At 72.7% G+C, this 16,684-nt stretch carries 12 protein-coding genes and 1 pseudogene; 6 read left to right on the forward strand and 7 right to left on the reverse strand.

Annotated elements, in window-relative coordinates; all coding sequences use genetic code 11:
• The first annotated feature begins 45 nt into the window (after window positions 1-45).
• Entirely contained in the window at window positions 46-972 is a 927-nt protein-coding gene (locus B1H19_RS18170) for a cyclase family protein (protein ID WP_083105735.1), read from the forward strand.
• 341 nt (window positions 973-1,313) lie between these two features.
• Window positions 1,314-1,385, forward strand: a pseudogene (locus B1H19_RS40825) (pentapeptide repeat-containing protein); the annotation flags it as partial.
• A gap of 74 nt (window positions 1,386-1,459) precedes the next feature.
• On the opposite strand, the gene B1H19_RS18180 reads toward B1H19_RS40825, so the two are convergent.
• The 3 genes from B1H19_RS18180 to B1H19_RS18190 form a co-directional block, all read right to left on the reverse strand.
• Window positions 1,460-1,936, reverse strand: a complete 477-nt coding sequence (locus B1H19_RS18180; protein WP_083105736.1) for an ATP-binding protein — start codon at window positions 1,934-1,936, stop codon at window positions 1,460-1,462.
• Between the two features lie 464 nt (window positions 1,937-2,400).
• Window positions 2,401-3,447, reverse strand: coding sequence for an acyl-CoA dehydrogenase family protein (locus B1H19_RS18185; RefSeq protein WP_083105737.1), 1,047 nt, complete (start codon window positions 3,445-3,447; stop codon window positions 2,401-2,403).
• A 7-nt stretch (window positions 3,448-3,454) separates the two neighbouring features.
• On the reverse strand, window positions 3,455-4,612 hold the full coding sequence (locus tag B1H19_RS18190; protein ID WP_083105738.1) for an acyl-CoA dehydrogenase family protein: 1,158 nt from the start codon (window positions 4,610-4,612) through the stop codon (window positions 3,455-3,457).
• A gap of 185 nt (window positions 4,613-4,797) precedes the next feature.
• Between B1H19_RS18190 and B1H19_RS18195 the strand changes: the two genes are divergently transcribed.
• Together B1H19_RS18195 and B1H19_RS18200 are read left to right on the forward strand one after the other, a co-directional pair.
• Complete coding sequence (locus B1H19_RS18195; protein WP_083105739.1) at window positions 4,798-6,348, forward strand: AMP-binding protein; 1,551 nt, start codon at window positions 4,798-4,800, stop codon at window positions 6,346-6,348.
• 55 nt (window positions 6,349-6,403) lie between these two features.
• The gene (locus tag B1H19_RS18200; RefSeq protein WP_083105740.1) at window positions 6,404-7,621 is read left to right on the forward strand and encodes a winged helix DNA-binding domain-containing protein; all 1,218 of its coding nucleotides are present in this window, start codon (window positions 6,404-6,406) and stop codon (window positions 7,619-7,621) included.
• A 125-nt stretch (window positions 7,622-7,746) separates the two neighbouring features.
• On the opposite strand, the gene B1H19_RS18205 is transcribed toward B1H19_RS18200, so the two are convergent.
• Window positions 7,747-8,907 carry an RNA-guided endonuclease InsQ/TnpB family protein gene (locus B1H19_RS18205; RefSeq protein WP_083105741.1) on the reverse strand — a complete coding sequence of 387 codons (1,161 nt, stop codon included), beginning with the start codon at window positions 8,905-8,907 and terminating at the stop codon, window positions 7,747-7,749.
• 13 nt (window positions 8,908-8,920) lie between these two features.
• Between B1H19_RS18205 and tnpA the strand changes: the two genes are divergently transcribed.
• A complete protein-coding gene (gene tnpA / locus B1H19_RS18210; RefSeq protein WP_083105742.1) occupies window positions 8,921-9,337 on the forward strand; it encodes an IS200/IS605 family transposase in 417 nt (138 codons plus the stop codon).
• Between the two features lie 153 nt (window positions 9,338-9,490).
• Here tnpA and B1H19_RS18215 read toward each other — a convergent pair whose 3' ends face one another.
• The 3 genes from B1H19_RS18215 to B1H19_RS18225 form a co-directional block, all read right to left on the reverse strand.
• Window positions 9,491-10,069, reverse strand: coding sequence for a MepB family protein (locus tag B1H19_RS18215; protein WP_083105743.1), 579 nt, complete (start codon window positions 10,067-10,069; stop codon window positions 9,491-9,493).
• A 115-nt stretch (window positions 10,070-10,184) separates the two neighbouring features.
• The gene (locus tag B1H19_RS18220) at window positions 10,185-12,653 is read right to left on the reverse strand and encodes a protein kinase (protein WP_083105744.1); all 2,469 of its coding nucleotides are present in this window, start codon (window positions 12,651-12,653) and stop codon (window positions 10,185-10,187) included.
• A 207-nt stretch (window positions 12,654-12,860) separates the two neighbouring features.
• Window positions 12,861-15,086, reverse strand: a complete 2,226-nt coding sequence (locus tag B1H19_RS18225) for a serine/threonine-protein kinase (protein ID WP_083109726.1) — start codon at window positions 15,084-15,086, stop codon at window positions 12,861-12,863.
• A gap of 360 nt (window positions 15,087-15,446) precedes the next feature.
• On the opposite strand from B1H19_RS18225, the gene B1H19_RS18230 reads away from it, so the two are divergent.
• Window positions 15,447-16,679 carry a serine hydrolase domain-containing protein gene (locus tag B1H19_RS18230; protein WP_083105745.1) on the forward strand — a complete coding sequence of 411 codons (1,233 nt, stop codon included), beginning with the start codon at window positions 15,447-15,449 and terminating at the stop codon, window positions 16,677-16,679.
• Window positions 16,680-16,684: the final 5 nt, after the last annotated feature.

Raw genomic sequence — 16,684 nt, forward strand, 5'->3', positions numbered from 1 at the left:
GCCGGTCCCGGCCCGCACCGGACCGGCCGTCCCGAGGAGTCCGTCATGCCCCTGCCGCAGGAGTTCCAGGACCTCGCCCGACGCGTCAACAACTGGGGCCGCTGGGGCACCGACGACGAGATCGGCACCCTCAACCTGATCACCGACGAGGTGATACGCGCGGCCGCCGCCGGCATCCGCACCGGCCGCCGCATCCCCCTCGCCCTCCCCCTCCGGCACGACGGCGTCCAGACCGGCCTGATCCCCGGCCGGGTCAACCCGCTGCACACCATGACCGCGATCAACCAGGAGCTCTTCGGCCCCCATACGGTCGCCACCTCCGACGACGCGGTCACCATGGGCCTCCAGGCCGCCACCCACTGGGACGGCCTGACCCATGTCTCGCACTCCGGGCGGCTCTACAACGACCGCCCCGCCGACAGCATCACCGCGCACGCCGGAGCCACGCTCCTCGGCCTCGAAAAGGCCCCGCCGATCGTCTCCCGCGGCGTCCTCCTGGACATCGCCCGCGTCCACGGCACCGACCGGCTACCGGGCGGGCACGCCGTCACACCCGAAGATCTCGACGCCGCCGAGGAGTTGGCCCGGACGACGGTCCGCTCCGGCGACATCGTGCTGATCCGTACGGGCCAGATCCGGCACTACCTCGCGGGCGACCGGGAGGCGTACGCCTTCCCCTCCCCCGGGCTGTCGGTCCGCACCCCGGAGTGGTTCCACGCCCGCGATGTGGCCGCCGTCGCCAATGACACCCTCACGTTTGAGATCTTCCCGCCGGAGATCGAGAACCTCTGGCTGCCCGTACACGCCCTCGATCTGGTGGAGATGGGCATGCTCCAGGGACAGAACTGGAATCTGGAGGAGCTGAGCGAGTCCTGCGCGGCGGCGGGCCGCTTCAGCTTCCTGCTGTCGGCGATGGCCGAGCCGTTCGTCGGCGCCTCCGGTGCGCCCGTGGCGCCCGTGGCGATCCTCTGAGGCCCTGCCGGGACTTGCCGGAGCCCCGATCTCCGGCCAGGTGGCGGTGCGCCCATGCGCGCCCCGAGCGCGGCACCGCGGACCGCCACCCGACTCCGAGTCGCGACCCGCACTCGCCAAGGCCCCGGACCGGCTGTCCGGCTCCCCCCAAGACCTCGGCGTCCCCTCGCGGCGAATCGCTCCACCCAAGGGTGATCAACCCGGCACGCCACGTCAACACCTGGTCTGGACTATTTGCGTTGCGCCCGATTTACTCGGATCCGATTTACTGATGCGCGGTTCACCGGGGTTCGACTCCCGGGGCGCGGTTCGCTGAGGCGCGGTTTCCGTGGGCGCGATTCATGCGGGCGCGACTCGATGGCACACGATTCACGCGGGCGCGATTCACTGGGGCGCGGCTCGTGCGGACACGGCTCACGCGGGCGTCATGGGCAGTCGGTGACCCTCGTGCAGCTCACCGTGGCGCGTGCGCGCCAACCGGCGGCGACTACGCCCGGTGCGGCAAGGCGCAGTGGGTTTCGTACGAGGCCCCCAGCTCGCCCCCCGTCGCCATCAGCAGCGACTGGCCGCGGTCCACCTCGCACCAGATCCGCTTGCCGGCGCCTTCCTGCTGCCAGCCCCAGCGGTCCGCCAGGCCGTCGACCAGTTCCAGGCCGCGGCCGTTGGTGTCGTCGCCGTCCGCGTGCCGCTGGCGCGGCGGGCGGGCACTGGCGTCCACCACTTCGACCCGTACGGTCCCCACCACCGCGCCCGAGCCCGTGAAGCACATCCGGAGCTTGGCGGACGAGCCGGTGTGCACCACGGCATTGGTGACGAGTTCGGAGATCAGCAAGATCAGCGTCTCCGCCAGCGGCTCGTCGGCCCCTATACCGGACCCCATCAGCCGCGACCGGGCCCATCGCCTGGCCCGCCCCACCTCTGCGGGGTCGGGCCGTACCTCCAACTGCACCTGAAGCACCTGCACCGCTCACACCATCCGAACCGGCGGAAACATCGCCTCGCGCCTCCACAGGATCACGGTGCGTGACCCCGGTGAGGCACAGCATGGTTGACGTTCAGTCACCCCAACAAGCGCTTCGGGCATATTCCAGCGCAAGGGAGTATGCGTGCTGCATACTGTGCGACGCACTTTGCGGGGAGTCGAACAAGGGGGGTTCTCGGGCCCCCGCCCGAGGCGAGCGGCGCGCAGTCCGTACCCCGGATCCGTCATTCCGACGGCTCCGCGAACGTTGCGCCACCAAACCACTCGCATCCAACGGAGCGTACCCGAGCGGAACGCCGACTCCCGCCTGTGACGAGTCACGCCTAGGACACAACCCGATATCGACCCTCCGTTACCGCTTGTGCGTGCGGTATCCGACATTTCACACAGAGGGCGCCGAATTCCGGCATAGCCGCCCACGAGCCACCCCGCGGGCCCGCCACCCGTCAGGCGATCAGGCCCGCCGCCAGCGCTTCCTCCGCCGCCGCGACGCCGCCCCAGCGCGCGGCGCGCAGCCAGGCGCGTTTGAGGTGCAGATGCACATCGGACTCCCATGTGAACCCCATCCCGCCATGAACCTGCAGGCAGTCCCGGGCATTACGCACCGCAGCCTCGTCGGCGAGCAATTTGGCGGCCGTCACGTCGAGAACACCCTCCGTGACCGACGCCGCATACACCGCACTTCGGGCGATTTCGGCTCGTACGAGCATCTGCGCGCACAGATGCTTGACCGCCTGGAAGGAGCCGATGGGGGCTCCGAACTGCTCGCGTTCACGGGCGTAGGCGACCGCCGTCTCGACCGTGCGGGCCGCGCTGCCCAGTTGCTGTGCGGCGGTGAGCAGAGCCGCCTCCCGGCGCAGCCGGGGCACATCGAGAGGCAGTGGAGTTTTGCGTACTATGCCCGTTATGCGGGCCAGCGGGGTCAGCGGGTCAACTGAAGCAAACGGGGCGCAGAGCACATCGGTGGCCGCACTTCGATACGCCCCGGCCGCGCGCCCCTGGTCCACCGGATCCGCCCCCTCGGCGTCCCCCAGCGTGATCAACGCGTCGCAGTCGGCCGGGTGTTCCCAGAGGGGGCCGTCCCCGGCGGCACCGGGGTACGGTCCGGCCCCCGCGCCCGGCGGCAGGCCCGACCCCGCACCCGGCTCCGGGCCGACCGCCGTCTCCGCCAACGCCACGATCCGCTCCCCCGTCGCAACGCCGTCCACCGCTCCGGCCAGGAGCTGGCAGGCGACCAGGGGGCCCGGCAGCAGGGCCCGGCCGGTCTCCTCCATGAGCAGGACGGCCTCCGGCAGGCCCAGGCCCACCCCGCCGTCCGCCTCCGGCAGCCGCAGCGCGAAGAACCCCGCCTCGGCCAGTTCACGCCACAGCGCCCGGTCCAGCGCGGGCGCCTCGACCGCCGCCCGCAGCCGCTCCCGCCCGAACCGCCCGGCCAGCAGCTCCCGCATCCCGTCACGCAACGCCCGCTGCTCCGGGCCGAGTTGGAAGTCCACCGGCCGCTCACCGCCCCTTCGGCAGGCCGAGGATGCGCTCGGCGACGATATTCCGCTGGATCTGCGAGGTGCCCGCGGCGATGGTGTACGAGAGGGACGACAGCCGGTCGGCCACCCACTCCTGGTCCGCATCCAGCGCTCCGGCTCCCAGCACCTCCGCCGCCGCGTCGTACAGCTCCTGCCGGGCGTGCGAATAGCGCAGCTTGAAGACGGAACCGCCGGCCCCCGGCACGCCGCCGCCAGGCTGCCGTGCCGCGCTCACGTTCCACTGGGTCAGCCGCCACAGCGCCGTGAACTCCGCGCTCAGCCGCCCGAGTCTGCGCCGTAGCACCGCATCGTCCCAGCGGCCGTTCGCCCGCGCCGTACGGGCCAGCGCGCCGAGCACCCGGCGGCAGGCCACCACCTCGCCGACGAAGGCGGTGCCGCGCTCGAAGGACAGGGTCACCATCGTCACCCGCCAGCCGTCGTTCTCCGCCCCGACCCGGTTGCCCACCGGCACCCGCACCTCGTCGAGGAACAGCTCGGCGAACTCCGTCGAACCGGCCAGGGTGCGCAGCGGCCGCACGGTGACCCCCGGCGCGTCCATCGGCATCGCGAGCCAGCTGATCCCGCGATGCCGCGGCGCCGCCGGATCGGTGCGGACCAGCAGCTCGCACCAGTCGGCGACCTCGGCGTGCGAGGTCCAGATCTTCGAGCCGGTGACGACGTACGCATCCCCGTCCCGTACCGCCTTCGTCCGCAGCGCCGCCAGGTCGGACCCGGCGTCCGGTTCGCTGAAGCCCTGGCACCAGATCGCGTCGCCGCGCAGGATCGGCGGCAGCCAGCGGGCGCGTTGCTCGGAGCCGCCCTCGACGGCGATGGTGGGGCCGGCGTGCAGCAGCCCCACGAAGTTCGCCCCCACGTAGGGGGCGCCGGCCAGCTCCGTCTCCTCCAGGAAGATCAGGTGCTGGGTGGGCGTGGCGCCCTGCCCGCCGGCGTCCCGGGGCCAGTGCAGCCCCGCGTACCCGGCGTCGTACAGCATCCGCTGCCAGGCCGCGTCGTACGCCCGCCGACCGGGCCAGTCGGCCGCGGCGGGCCTGGCGGGGAGCGTCGGCAGCACCTTGGCGAGCCATGCGCGCAGCCGCGCCCGGAAGGCTTCCTCTTCCTCGGTGTACGTGAGGTCCATGCCCGCACCGCCCTCCTGGTGCCCCGTATCGGCCGGAACGGAGCCACATGTAGGGGACTCATGAATCTGATGGATCGTCAGAATTCAGCATCAGGCTAGCCTCGCCCCTCTGGACCGACAAGGCGCCGACCTCTAACCTCCCGGTCGAAGCTGATACATCGTCAGTTTTGGCGAGGAGGTCCCCCATGCCCGATACCGCCACCCTCTGGGACCTGGTCGCCCGGCGCGCCGCGCATGCCCCCGACGCCCCCGCGCTCATCCAGGGCGCCGAGTCCGCGCGGGACGAGCGGCGGATCACCTTCGGGGCGCTGCGGCGGCGGGCGGAGCGGGTCGCGGCCGGGCTGTACGAGCTGGGCGTACGGCCGGACAGCCGGGTCGTCTGGCAGCTGCCGACCCGCATCGAAACCGTGCTCTTCAGCCTGGCCCTGGCGCGGATCGGCGCGGTCCAGAGCCCCGTCATCCCGCTCTACCGCGACCACGAGGTCGGCCAGGTGCTGCGCCGCACCCGCGCCGCCTTCTTCGCCGTCCCCGGCACGTGGCGGGGCTTCGACCACGGCGCGATGGCCCGCCGTCTGGCCGCCGGGCTGCCCGGCCCGCTCACCGTCCTCGATGCGTACGGCACCCTCCCCGACGCCGACCCGTCCGTCCTGCCCGCCCCGCCCGTCGACGGGGACGCGGTCCGCTGGATCTACTGGACGTCCGGCACCACCGCGGGCCCCAAAGGCGTCCTGCACACCGACCGCAGCCTCCTGGCGGCCGGCCGCTACCTGGGCGACGCGCTGCGTATCGCCCCGTCCGACATCGGCTCGATGGCCTTCCCGTACGCCCATGTCGCCGGCCCCGACTACACCGTCATGCTGCTGCGGCACGGCATCCCCGCCGTCCTCATCGAGCACTTCGCGCTCCCCGGCGCGCTGACCACGTACCGCCGCCACGGCGTCACCCTCGCCGGCGGGTCGACCGCCTTCTACTCCCGCTTCCTCACCGAACGACGCAAGCTGCCGCCCGGCCGTCGACTCCTGCCCTCCTTGCGGCTGTTGGCGGGCGGCGGCGCCCCGCTGGCGCCCTCGCTCCACCGGGAGGCCGTCGCGGAGCTCGGCTGCCGCCTGGCCCACGGCTACGCGCTCACCGAGGCCCCGATGGTCACCATGGGCGACCCGTACGACGCCCCCGAGCGCCTCGCCACGACCGCCGGGCGGCCGCCCGCCGAGATGGACGTCCGTATCGCGCCCGGGACCGGCGAGATACAGGTCCGCGGCCCGGCGGTCTGCCGCGGCTATCTGGACGAGCCGTCCCCCTTCGACGCGGACGGCTTCCTCCCCACCGGCGACCTCGGCCACCTCACCCCCACCGGTCACCTCGTCGTCACCGGCCGCCTCAAGGACATCATCATCCGCAAGGGAGAGAACATCTCCGCCCAGGAGATCGAGTCCCTCCTCCACGGCCACCCGGACGTGGCCGACGCCGCCGTCATCGGCCTGCCGGACCGGGAGCGGGGCGAGCTGGTCTGCGCGGTCGTCGAACAGCCCTCGGGGGCAGGGGAGTTGAGCCTTCCGGCGGCCGTCGCGTATCTGCGTGCGCAGGGGCTGGCACCACATAAGCTGCCCGAACGGCTGGAGGTGGTGGAGGCGCTGCCACGCGGGGCGACGCTGGGGAAGGTGCTGAAGGGGGAGCTGCGGGAGCGGTTCGGGGGCGGTGCGGACGGACTCGGCGTGCAGGACGGGCTCAGCGTGTAGGGCGGACTCAGCGTGTAGGACAGCGCCCGTCCTACCGTCCCCGTACGGTCGTCCCATGAGCCAACCCCGCCCCCGGCCCGCCTCCGCGACCGCGTCACCGACCCGTATCGATGCCGCCGGCCGCCGGGCCCGCCTGGGGCGGCGGCATCTGCTGGCGCCCGGGTGCCGAGTGCCCCGGGCCGAAGACGTTGCCGAGGCGGTCGTCGGGCTGCATGCGACCGATGCGGCCACGGTGCATCTGGCGGCCTGTGCGCGGCTGGTCGAGCCGGAGCCCGGGGAGGTCGAGCGGGCGCTCTACGACGACCATTCGCTGGTGCGTCTGCTGTGCATGCGCCGTACGCTCTTCGCGGTCGGTGCCGCGTTCGCGCCGGTGGTGGCCTCGTCCACGGCGGGGGCCATCGCCGCCAAGGAGCGGCGCGATATGACGCGGTGGGTCACCGGTGGCCTGGCCGACTGGGACGAGCGGCGGCTGGCGGAGGTGGAGGCGAGGACGCTCGCCGCCCTGGCCGCCCGGGGGCAGGCGACCGCGGCGGACCTCGCCGTCGACGTGCCCGATCTGCGCGACACCATCGTGCAGTCCCCCGGCAAACCGTACGAGGCCACGGTCGCCGTCTCCAGCCGGATCCTGCGGGTGCTGGCGGCCGAGGGGAAGATCCGGCGGGGGCGGCCGCGCGGGGGCTGGACCAGCAGTTCCTTCCGCTGGACCCCCGGCACTCCGTTCGCCGAACTGCCCGCGCCGCCCCCCGCCGAGGCCCGCGCCGCACTCGCCCGCCGCTGGCTCGCCGCGTACGGACCGGCGACCGTCGAGGACCTCAAGTGGTGGACGGGCTGGACGCTGACCGACACCCGGCGGGCGGTGGCCGCCACCGATGCCGTCGAGGTGACCCTGGAGGACGGCGGCCCCGGGCTGGCCCTCCCCGACGACATCGCCCCCGTCACCGCGCCCGCCCCCTGGGCCGCCCTGCTGCCCGCCCTCGACCCGACGGCCATGGGCTGGAAGTCCCGCGACTGGTACCTCGACCCCGGCCATGTCCCCCGTCTCTTCGACCGCAGCGGCAACATCGGCCCCACGGTGTGGTGGAACGGCCGGATCATCGGCGGCTGGGCCCAGCGCCCGGACGGCGAGATCGCCTGGCGGCTGCTGTCGGACGAGGGCGGACGCGAGGCCGCGGCGGCGGTGGAGTCCGAGGCGGCGCGGCTGGCGGGGTGGGTACGGGACATACGGGTCACGCCCCGCTTCCGGACGCCGCTGGAGCGGGAGTTGAGCCGTTGACGCTCTCCCCGTGAACGGGGGAGATTCCCACCGTGCCGCCGCTGTTTCCAGCACGTGCGTAGTGGTTCCTGCTTCATCACCCATCGCCCGGCGTGCCGGGTCTTACACGGGCTCCACAAGGCGTTTTACGTGTCCGGGCGTCCCTCGGCCACGATGCGCCGTCCTTCACGGCGGATGTTGAGTTCGGCGTTCTCGTCCCGGTCGTGGACGGCTCCGCAGGAGCACGTCCACGACCGGATCTTGAGTCCTTCCAGTCCCTTCGGCCCTTCGACGCTGCCGCAGGCAGAGCAGAGCTGGGTGGAGGGGAACCAGCGGGACACCTGGGCGAAGCCGCGCCCGTACCGTGCGCATTTGGCTTCCAGGGTGCGGGCGAACATGCCCAACGACTGGTCGTGGACACTCTTGGCTCGCTTGCCGGTGGCCATGCCCTTCACGTTCAGGTCTTCCAGGTACACGGTTTGGCTCTCACGCGTGATCTGGGTGGTTTCCTGCTCGATGAAGTTGCGTCGCCGGTCGGCGATGCGGGCATGGACCTTGGCCACGGCCAGCTTGGCCTTGCGCCGGTTGTTCGATCCCTTCTGCGCGCGGGACAGCTTCCGCTGCGCCCGGCGCAGCTTCTTCTCCTGCCGACGGAAGAACTTCGGAGAGGCGATCTTCCGGCCCCGCAGCACCGCGTACGAGCCGAGACCGAGGTCGATACCGGTGTCGGTGTCATCCCAGTCCAGCTCGGGCAGCGGCTTGCCTTCCGTCTCCACCACGAAGGAGGCAAAGTACCTTCCGGCCGCGTCCTTGATAACCGTCACACTCGACGGGGCGGACGGCAGGATGCGGGACCAGCGGACCTTGACATCGCCGATCTTCGGCAACCGCAGCTTGCCGTCCTCGGTGACGGAGAAACGCGCGTTGGCGGTGAAGCGGATGGACTGGCGGCTGGTCTTCTTCTTGAACTTCGGCGGCCCCATCTTCGGCCCCTTGCGAGTGCCGTTCTTCGAGGCGAAGAAGTTGCTGTAGGCGGTCTCCAGATCCCGCAGGGACTGCTGGAGCACCACCGCCGAAGCGTCGTCCAGCCAGTGCCGGTCCTCGGTCTTCTTGGCGTCGGTAATGAACCGCTTCGACAATTCCGCCGCAGCCGGGCGCTTGGTCCCCTGCCTGTAGGCGTCCTGACGGGCACGCAACGCGTCGTTCCAGACGACGCGGGCGCACCCGAACGCCTTCGCCAACATGCCCCGTTGCGGCGCGCTCGGGTACAGCCGGAACTGATACCCGAGCTTCATGACGATCACCATACATACGTGGTTTATGGCTGAGTATGGAACGATCAGAACTGGTCGGCATTGCGTGTTCATGCTGCACGCGCACTTGGTTTTCGTGACGAAGTACCGTCACAAGGTGTTCGCCGACCGGCACCTGACACGGTGCGGACAGATCATGCGGGCGGTCTGCGAAGACTTCGAGGTTGAACTGAAGGAGTTCAACGGCGAGGCTAACCACGTGCACCTGCTGGTGAGCTTCCCGCCGAAGGTCGCCCTGTCGAAGCTGGTCAACTCCCTCAAGGGCGTCTCCTCGCGCCGTTTGCGGCAGGAGTATCCAGAGCTCGAGCGGCACTATTGGAGGGCCAAGCGGCTCTGGTCAGGCTCATGCTTCGCCGGGTCAGTCGGCGGCGCACCGCTGTCGACCGTTAAGCAGTACATAGAGCAGCAGAACCGCCCGGCATGACCGTCGTCGTAAGCGCCGGTCAACAGTGCAGATCCGGGCCCGCGGCTGAGGTCAGAGCAGGCTAAAGATTCGCTTCACCACCGGGCTGAAGCCCGGCGCACTGCGAATGAATCCGGTAGCGCTCGGGCCGGGTACGGTCCGGGCGCCCCCGGGCTAGGCCTGGTAGAGCCGTCGCGCGTGGGCGGGGTCGGCCGGGCCGGGGACGGGGACCGGCAGGAAGTGCTCGATCTGCCACTTCTGTGTGGCGCGGGCCTGACGGCTCGTGGTCACCGCCCACGGCGGGTAGACGCGAAAGCCCCGCTTACCGCCGGAGCCGTTGCGCGAGACGATGTCCCGGGCGGCCAGCACCTCGCACGGGAAGACGAACTGTCCGAAGTGCTCCCCCTCGCGCGTGCTGATGACGAACAGGTCGACGGGGTCCTCGATGCCGTACGGCTCGATCGGCCCGCCGTCGCGGCGCTTCCACACCGTGACGAACTGGCCGGTCTTCGTCGGCGTGGTCTTCGCCACCCGGAACCGGACCGCACGCCCGTCCACGGTGAAGGAGTGCGCCCCGTACTCGGCGCTCTCCGCCTCGGGCACCGGCTGCGAGCAGTCCAGCCCGGCCGGGTCGTACACCGAGGTCTTCGCCGCCAGCAGCTCGCCGTGCACCGGGGCCGAGGGCCGCCAGGGGGTGGAGCCGACGGCCGTCCGCGGGCGGTCCTGCGCGGTGTTCCCGGCTTCTCTCGTCATACCGGCATCGTGTCATCCCATGGGGCACCCGGGGTGCGCGGGATGCCTGGGATGCGCGGGACGCCCGGGATGCGCGGGTCGTCCGGGGATCGCACGCCCCCCCATGGTGCGCGCCTCACCTCGGGTCGTAGGTGCTCGTCGCCTGTTCGTAGCGGCGGTCCACCTCGCGGCGGTCGGTGTCGGGGCCGATGACCAGGACCAGGTGGTAGCGGCCGTTGTGGATCATGGCGAGGTTGCGGACGTAGACCTTGCGGCCGCTGGAGTCGCTCCAGGTGAAGGTGCCTTCGGCCATGGCCGTCTTGCCGACGTCGACCCGGCGCAGACCGGAGGACGAGGACCAGCCCGAGGCGCGGGACGGGGCCAGCTCGCCCTCCTTGTCGAGCTGGTAGGCCATGGGATCCGCACCGAAGTGGGCGGTGGTGTCGCGGCCCGGCACGATCAGCAGCTCGTAGTCGCCGTCGAGGTAACGGACCTGGCCCTGGGCGTTCTTGGCGCGGCGCTGCGCGCCCTGGCGGACCGCCACCTGGAAGCCCTCGGGGTCGTTGCGGAGCGTGTAGCCCGGGGCGACGGGCGGGGTGGGCCGGGGGGCCTGGGTGCCGCCCGGACCGCCGTCCTGGCCCTGGTCCTGCCCCTGGCTGGTGCCCTGGCCGTCGGTGGGGGCCTGGGTGCCGCCGGATGCCGCGCCGGAGACGCCCGTACCCTGCGAACCGCCCGGCCCGCCCTGGGCCTCCTCGCCGGACTTGGGCAGGAAGACCATGACGAAGGCGACGGCACCCACCAGCAGGACCATGACCAGGGCGAGCAGCAGGCGGCCGAGATGGCGCGGGCCGCGGCCACCCGGGGGCCGGGCGTCGTCCTCGTCCCAGGCCGACCGCGACTGCCGGGCGGACGTCTCCAGGCCCACCTGGACGAGCAGCTGCTGGTCCTCGGAGAGATCGCCCCGCAACGACGACTGCCCCGAACTCCGGGCAGATCGCGGCGGCTTGGCCATCGCCTGCCGGCGAAGCGGCTTCGGCGGTTTCGGCGGCTTCGTGGCGCGGGGCGGACGCGGGCGGGGTACGGGGGCGGCCTGCGGCGGCGCGGCGGGCCGCCCCGTCTGCGGCCGCCGCGGCTGCTGCTCCTGGCGGAGGCGGTCCTTCTTGCGCCGGCCCCGGCGGACCAGCTCGCCGCGGCGCCGCACGATCGGCAGCCGCCGCGGGTCGCCGCCCTGCTCCAGCGCCGGAACGGTGACCAGGCTGCGGCCGACCTCCGGCTCCGGTGCCATACGGATCAGCGCGCGCAGCCGGTCGCGCAGCTCCTCGATACCGGGGCGCCGGGCGGGGTCCCGGCGGAGGAGCGCGGCGATCAGCGGCGGCAGGTCCTCACCGCAGACGTCGGCGGGGGCGGGGGCGGGGGGCTGCGAACGGACCAGCCGGGCCAGCTCGGCGGCACTCTCCTCGGGGAAGGGGGCGTGGCCCTGCACGGAACGGAAGAGGAGGGCGCCGACCGCCCAGAGGTCGGTGGCGGGGGCGGGGCCGGGGGTGGCCGAACCGGGGGCGGCGGGGCCCAACTGGTCTGACGTGTCGGCGAGTTGAGGGCCGACCGGATGGGGGTCCGGAAGGGGGGAGTCCGGGACGCGCGGCCGGGGGAGGTCCGTCAGCGGCTCCCCGGCCTCGGGTTCCGGTTCCTCCGCCTCGGGCCACTCGCCCTCGGTCCACTCGCCCTCGGACCACTCGCGCCCATCGATCCACCCCGTCTGCTCTGGCGCCCACCGTTCCGTGACCGGGCCGACGATCTGGAGTCGCGTCTGCCCCGCGCGCTCGGCGGCCAGCCCCGTGGGCGCGGTCTTGGTGAGCCGCACGCCGGGCTCGCCCCCAAGGTCGGCACCGGGCCCGTCCCCCGGCTCGGCTTCAAGGCCGTTCTCCCCGTGCGGCGCGCGGCGCGGCGCGGGCAGGTCGGCGGGTTCGGGGTGCGCCGCGGCGAGGGCCTCGGATGTGTCATCGCCCGGGATGACGTCGTAGCCGCACAGCGCCTCCTGGGCCGCGCCCACCGCCAGGCCCGTCAGGACGGCCCGCCCGTCGTCGCAGACCAGGACCGTACGGGCGGTGATGTTGCGGTGGAGCCAGCCGTGGGCGTGCAGGGCGCGCAGGGCGGTGAGGACGTCGGCGGCGATCTCCGCGGCGCGGTGCGGGCTCAGCGGGCCTTCGACGAGCAGCGCGGACAGCGGGCGGGCGCGGATGAGTTCGCCGACGATCCACAGGCTGCCGTCCTGGGCGAAGACGTCGAAGACCTGGTCGAGGAGGGGGTGGTCGGGCAGCCGCGCGGCCGCGGTCGCGGCATCGAGGGCGCGGCGTACGACGGGATCGCCGGGGCTGCGGTCGGCCGCCCCGGTGCCCGCCCCCGTGGGCCCGACGGTGCCGGCCGGCGTCTCGGGACCGCCGAGGAACTCCGCCTCCACGACCTCCGGCAACGGCACCTGACGCAGCAGCACCTCCTGCCCGCTGTAGGTGTCGAAGGCGCGGGTCTCGACGACGTCGTCCTCACCCGGGGGCCGCAGCGGCAGGCGGTAGCGCTCGGCGAGCACCCTTCCCGCGTACTCGTCCACGACGCCTCCCCAACAGCGCGCTCAGGCGTACGGCGTTCATGCGTACGGACCGTTCTGGTGTGTCTCACGATACGGGGCGGGACTGACACCCGCCCCGCACCGCGTCGGCACAGGACACATCGGCACACGCCGCATCGGTACATGACGGATCCGCACATGACGCATCCGCACATGACCGCCCGGCACCGCCCGGCCTGCGCGCGGGCGTCAGTCCTTCACGGCGAAGGTCCGGAAGGCCGTGTCGCGCAGCTGCCGGCACTCCTTGTCCGACCAGGCGTCGGCCCGGCACGTGATCATGATCGCGTAGCCGTGCTGGTCGTCGGCCCGGAAGCCTCGGTCGAGGACGCGCAGCGTCTGGCCGTCCTTCTTGTAGGTGAACGACCAGTCCGCGACGGTCGGATACCCCCGCCACTGGACGGTCTTGATGCCGAGGAGGTGGTAGCCGGGGGTGGAACGGCTCACGGTCCGCTCCAGATCGCGCCATGAGGCGGCCGCATCGGTGCCCGGCTTGGCGTTGTAGTCGATCTGGATGCGCGGGAAGCCGCCCCCGGAGCTGTATATGGCGCCGGAGCCCTCGCCCGCGGTGCCGGTCTGGGTGAAGCCGTCGGGCATGGCGGCGGTGAAGTGGAAACGGCCGTTGGAGACGGGCGCGAAGCCGGCCGGCAGGGCCTTGCCGCCCTTGCCGCCGTCCTTGCCACCCCCGTTGGCGCCGCCCTGGTCGCCGCCCTTGCCGTCACCCGCGCCGGGGCCCGGCGACTGCGCTCCCGACTGGCCGGACTGGTCGTCCCCGGGATCGCCCGTGGACGCATCCGGCGTGCCCTTGGCGTCCTTCAGGCGGGCGCTGTGGCGGGCCTTGCCGTTCTTGGCGGCGTCGGCGCCGTTGGCCGTATCGCCTCCGCTGAGCGCGATGGCCAGGATCGTGCCGAGGACCAGCAGAACGACGACCACGGCGGCGATGATCAGCGTGCGGCGCGGTACGACGTCGGTCACCGAGGCACGCGGAACGGGTCGTTCCCCGTCGCCGGGTCTGGACTCGCTGCGGGCCGCGGCGGCGGCGTTGCGGACGGACTGGAGCGCGCCGCGCACCCGGTCCTTGGCGGTGTCGGCGTCGAAACCGGGGCGGGCCGCGGGACGGTCGTCGGCCGCGGTGCGCGTGCCGGAGGCGGAGGCGGAGGCCGCGTCGGATGCGTCCGTACGGCCGGATCCGGCGGGCTTACGGGTCGCCGGCTTGTTGCCGGGGCGGGCCGCGGACTTCTCCGACGCGGCGGCCGCGCCGGCTCCCGATGCCGAGGACGAGGACGAGGCAGCGGACGATCCGGAGGACGAGGACGCCCCCGCAGCCGAGCCCGATCCCGCGGCAGCCGGCTTGGCGGCGGCGCCCGCCTTCCCGCCGGTTCCGGCCCCGGCCCCGGCCCCGGCCGCTCCCGCGGCCTTCTCCTTCGGCTTGCGCGGCTCCTTGGCCTTCGGCGCGGCCTTCGCCGCGGTCTTGGCGCTCTGCTTGGCCGGTGCCTTCGGCTTCGTCGCCCGGGGCTTGGCCGTCCGCTCCCCCGGCACCGTCGGCAGCGCCATCGCCCGCGTCGCATCCGCCGGCGGCTCGGGCTCGGTCTCCTGGGGGCCGTGCACGACCTCCAGCAGCAGCGCCCGCGCGCCCGCGTCGTCGAGCCGGCCGGCCGGGTCCTTGACCAGCAGGCCGTAGATGACGTCCTCCAGCGCACCGGCGCTCTTGGGCGGCTCGACCGGCTCGGTCATCACCGCCGTCAGCGTGGCGATCGCCGAGCCCTTGTCGTACGGCGGATGGCCCTCGACGCAGGCGTACAGCAGACCGCCCAGCGACCACATGTCGGCGGGCGGGCCGGGCTTGTGGCCGCGGGCCCGCTCCGGGGAGATGTACGAGGGCGCGCCGACGAGCATGCCGGTGGAGGTCACGGAGGGGTCGCCCTCGACCTGGGCGATGCCGAAGTCGGTGAGGACGACGCGGCCGTCGTCGGACATCAGGACGTTGGACGGCTTCACATCGCGGTGCAGGATGCCCTCGCTGTGCGCGGCGCGCAGTACGTCGAGGATCGCCAGGCCCACCTCGGCGGCGCGGCGCGGGGCGAGCGGGCCGTCGTCGCGGACGAGCTCGGCCAGGGAGCGGCCCTCGACCAGCTCCATCACGATCCACGGCCGGTCGTCCTCGTCGACGACGTCATAGACCGTCACCGCGCCGTTGTTGCGGATCCGGGCGATCGCCTTGGCCTCACGCAGCGTGCGGGTGATCAGGCGGCGCTTCTCGTCCTCCTCGACCCCGCCGGGGAAGCGCAGTTCCTTGACCGCCACCGTACGGCCGAGGACCTCGTCGCGGGCCCGCCAGACGGTGCCCATGCCGCCCCGGCCGAGAACATCGGCGAGCCGGTACCGGCCGGCGAGCAGCCTGCCCTCCTTGCCGTCCATCTCGACCTCGTCGCCCACGGAAACCCCTCTGCAATCCGGCCGAGTTGGCATCGCGATCCGGATCCGGCCCCACGCCGGCCTCCATCGATCGTCAAACTGCCCCAACTCGGACAACCCACCCTGGCGGAGCCTTCATTCTCCCTCATCCACGGCCATGGGGAAGGCCCGGGTGGGTGCCCGGCCGTGTTCCCCGGCCGGTTTCGCGGCCGGTTCCCCCGGCTGGTCCCCGCCCCCTTGCCCGACGCGTTGCCCTCGGAGCGCTCACATATCGCTCACCGATCGCTCACGGTTCGGGTTCCGTTCCTTTTCCGGTGGACGACGCGCACGCGCCATGATGGCAGCGACGAACGGGAGTCCCGCATGACGAGGCGCTCGCCCCACCGAGCCGCACCGACCGCACCGGCCGCCCTGACCACCGCGTCCCCCCTGTACGCCGCGCTCACCTGGATCGCCGCACTGGCCGTCCTGGTGCCGTTCCTGACGGGGTGTGCCGGGCGGGTACACACCCGCAACGTCGCGTCGGCGACGGTGCGTCAGCCGCCCGCCACGACGGTGCCCGCGCTGCGCGTCCTGGTGCACGACGGGGCGCCGGGCGCCGCCTCCCTCATCACCCGCGACGGCCGGTTCTGGGCCTCACGGTTCTCCACCGCCGGCGTCGCAGATCTGCGCACCGGCCGCCGGATGGACCGCTTCGACCACTTCCGGGCCGGCAGTCTCACCAAGACTCTGGTCGCGACGGTGATCCTGCAACTCGTCGCCGAGCGGAAACTGTCCCTGGACGACCCCGCGAGCGCCCATCTGCCGCCCGGGACCCCGCACCGCGCACCGGGCGGGCACAGCGATCTGCGGAAGGTGACCGTCCGCCAGCTGCTGGACCATACGAGTGGTTTGTTCAACTACACCCAGGACCGGTGGTTCGCCCGGCAGATGCACGGCACGGGCTTCGACGTCCACCGCTACGCCCCCCACACCCCCGTCCAGCTCCTGCGCCTCGCGCTACGACACCGCCCGGTGGCGGCGCCGGGCGCCCGGTACTCGTACGCCAACACCAACTACCTGGTACTCGGGCTGATCATCCGGGGCGTCACCGGCCACTCGTACGCCACGGAGATCCGCCGGCGCATCCTTCTGCCCGCCGGACTCGACGACACCTCCTTCCCAGGCCACGACCCGGCGCTGCCGCGGCCGCACGGCCGGGCCTACTCGCGGATCGGCGGCCGGGAGGTGGACAGCACCTTCCTCGACCCGAGCCTGGCGGGCGCGGCGGGCGAGATGGTCACCACCCTCGACGATCTGAACCGCTTCTTCGCCGCCCTGCTCAGCGGCACGTTCCTGGCACCGCGCCAGATGGCCGAGATGCGCGACGAGCAGGGCACCGGCGGCACCTACGGCCTCGGGCTGTACGCGACCAGGCTTCCGTGCGGCGTCACCGTCTGGGGCCACAACGGCGACATCAACGGCTCCTTCGCCGAAACCGTGGGCACCGCCGACGGACGGCATCTGGTCAGCTACCGCGTCAACACCGACTCCCTGGCCCGCCCGGCGCACGGGACGGCCCTGCTGGAGGCGGAGTTCTGCCGGGCGGACGCGTAGGCCGG

It is taken from the genome of Streptomyces gilvosporeus (genome assembly GCF_002082195.1).
GTDB lineage: Bacteria > Actinomycetota > Actinomycetes > Streptomycetales > Streptomycetaceae > Streptomyces > Streptomyces gilvosporeus.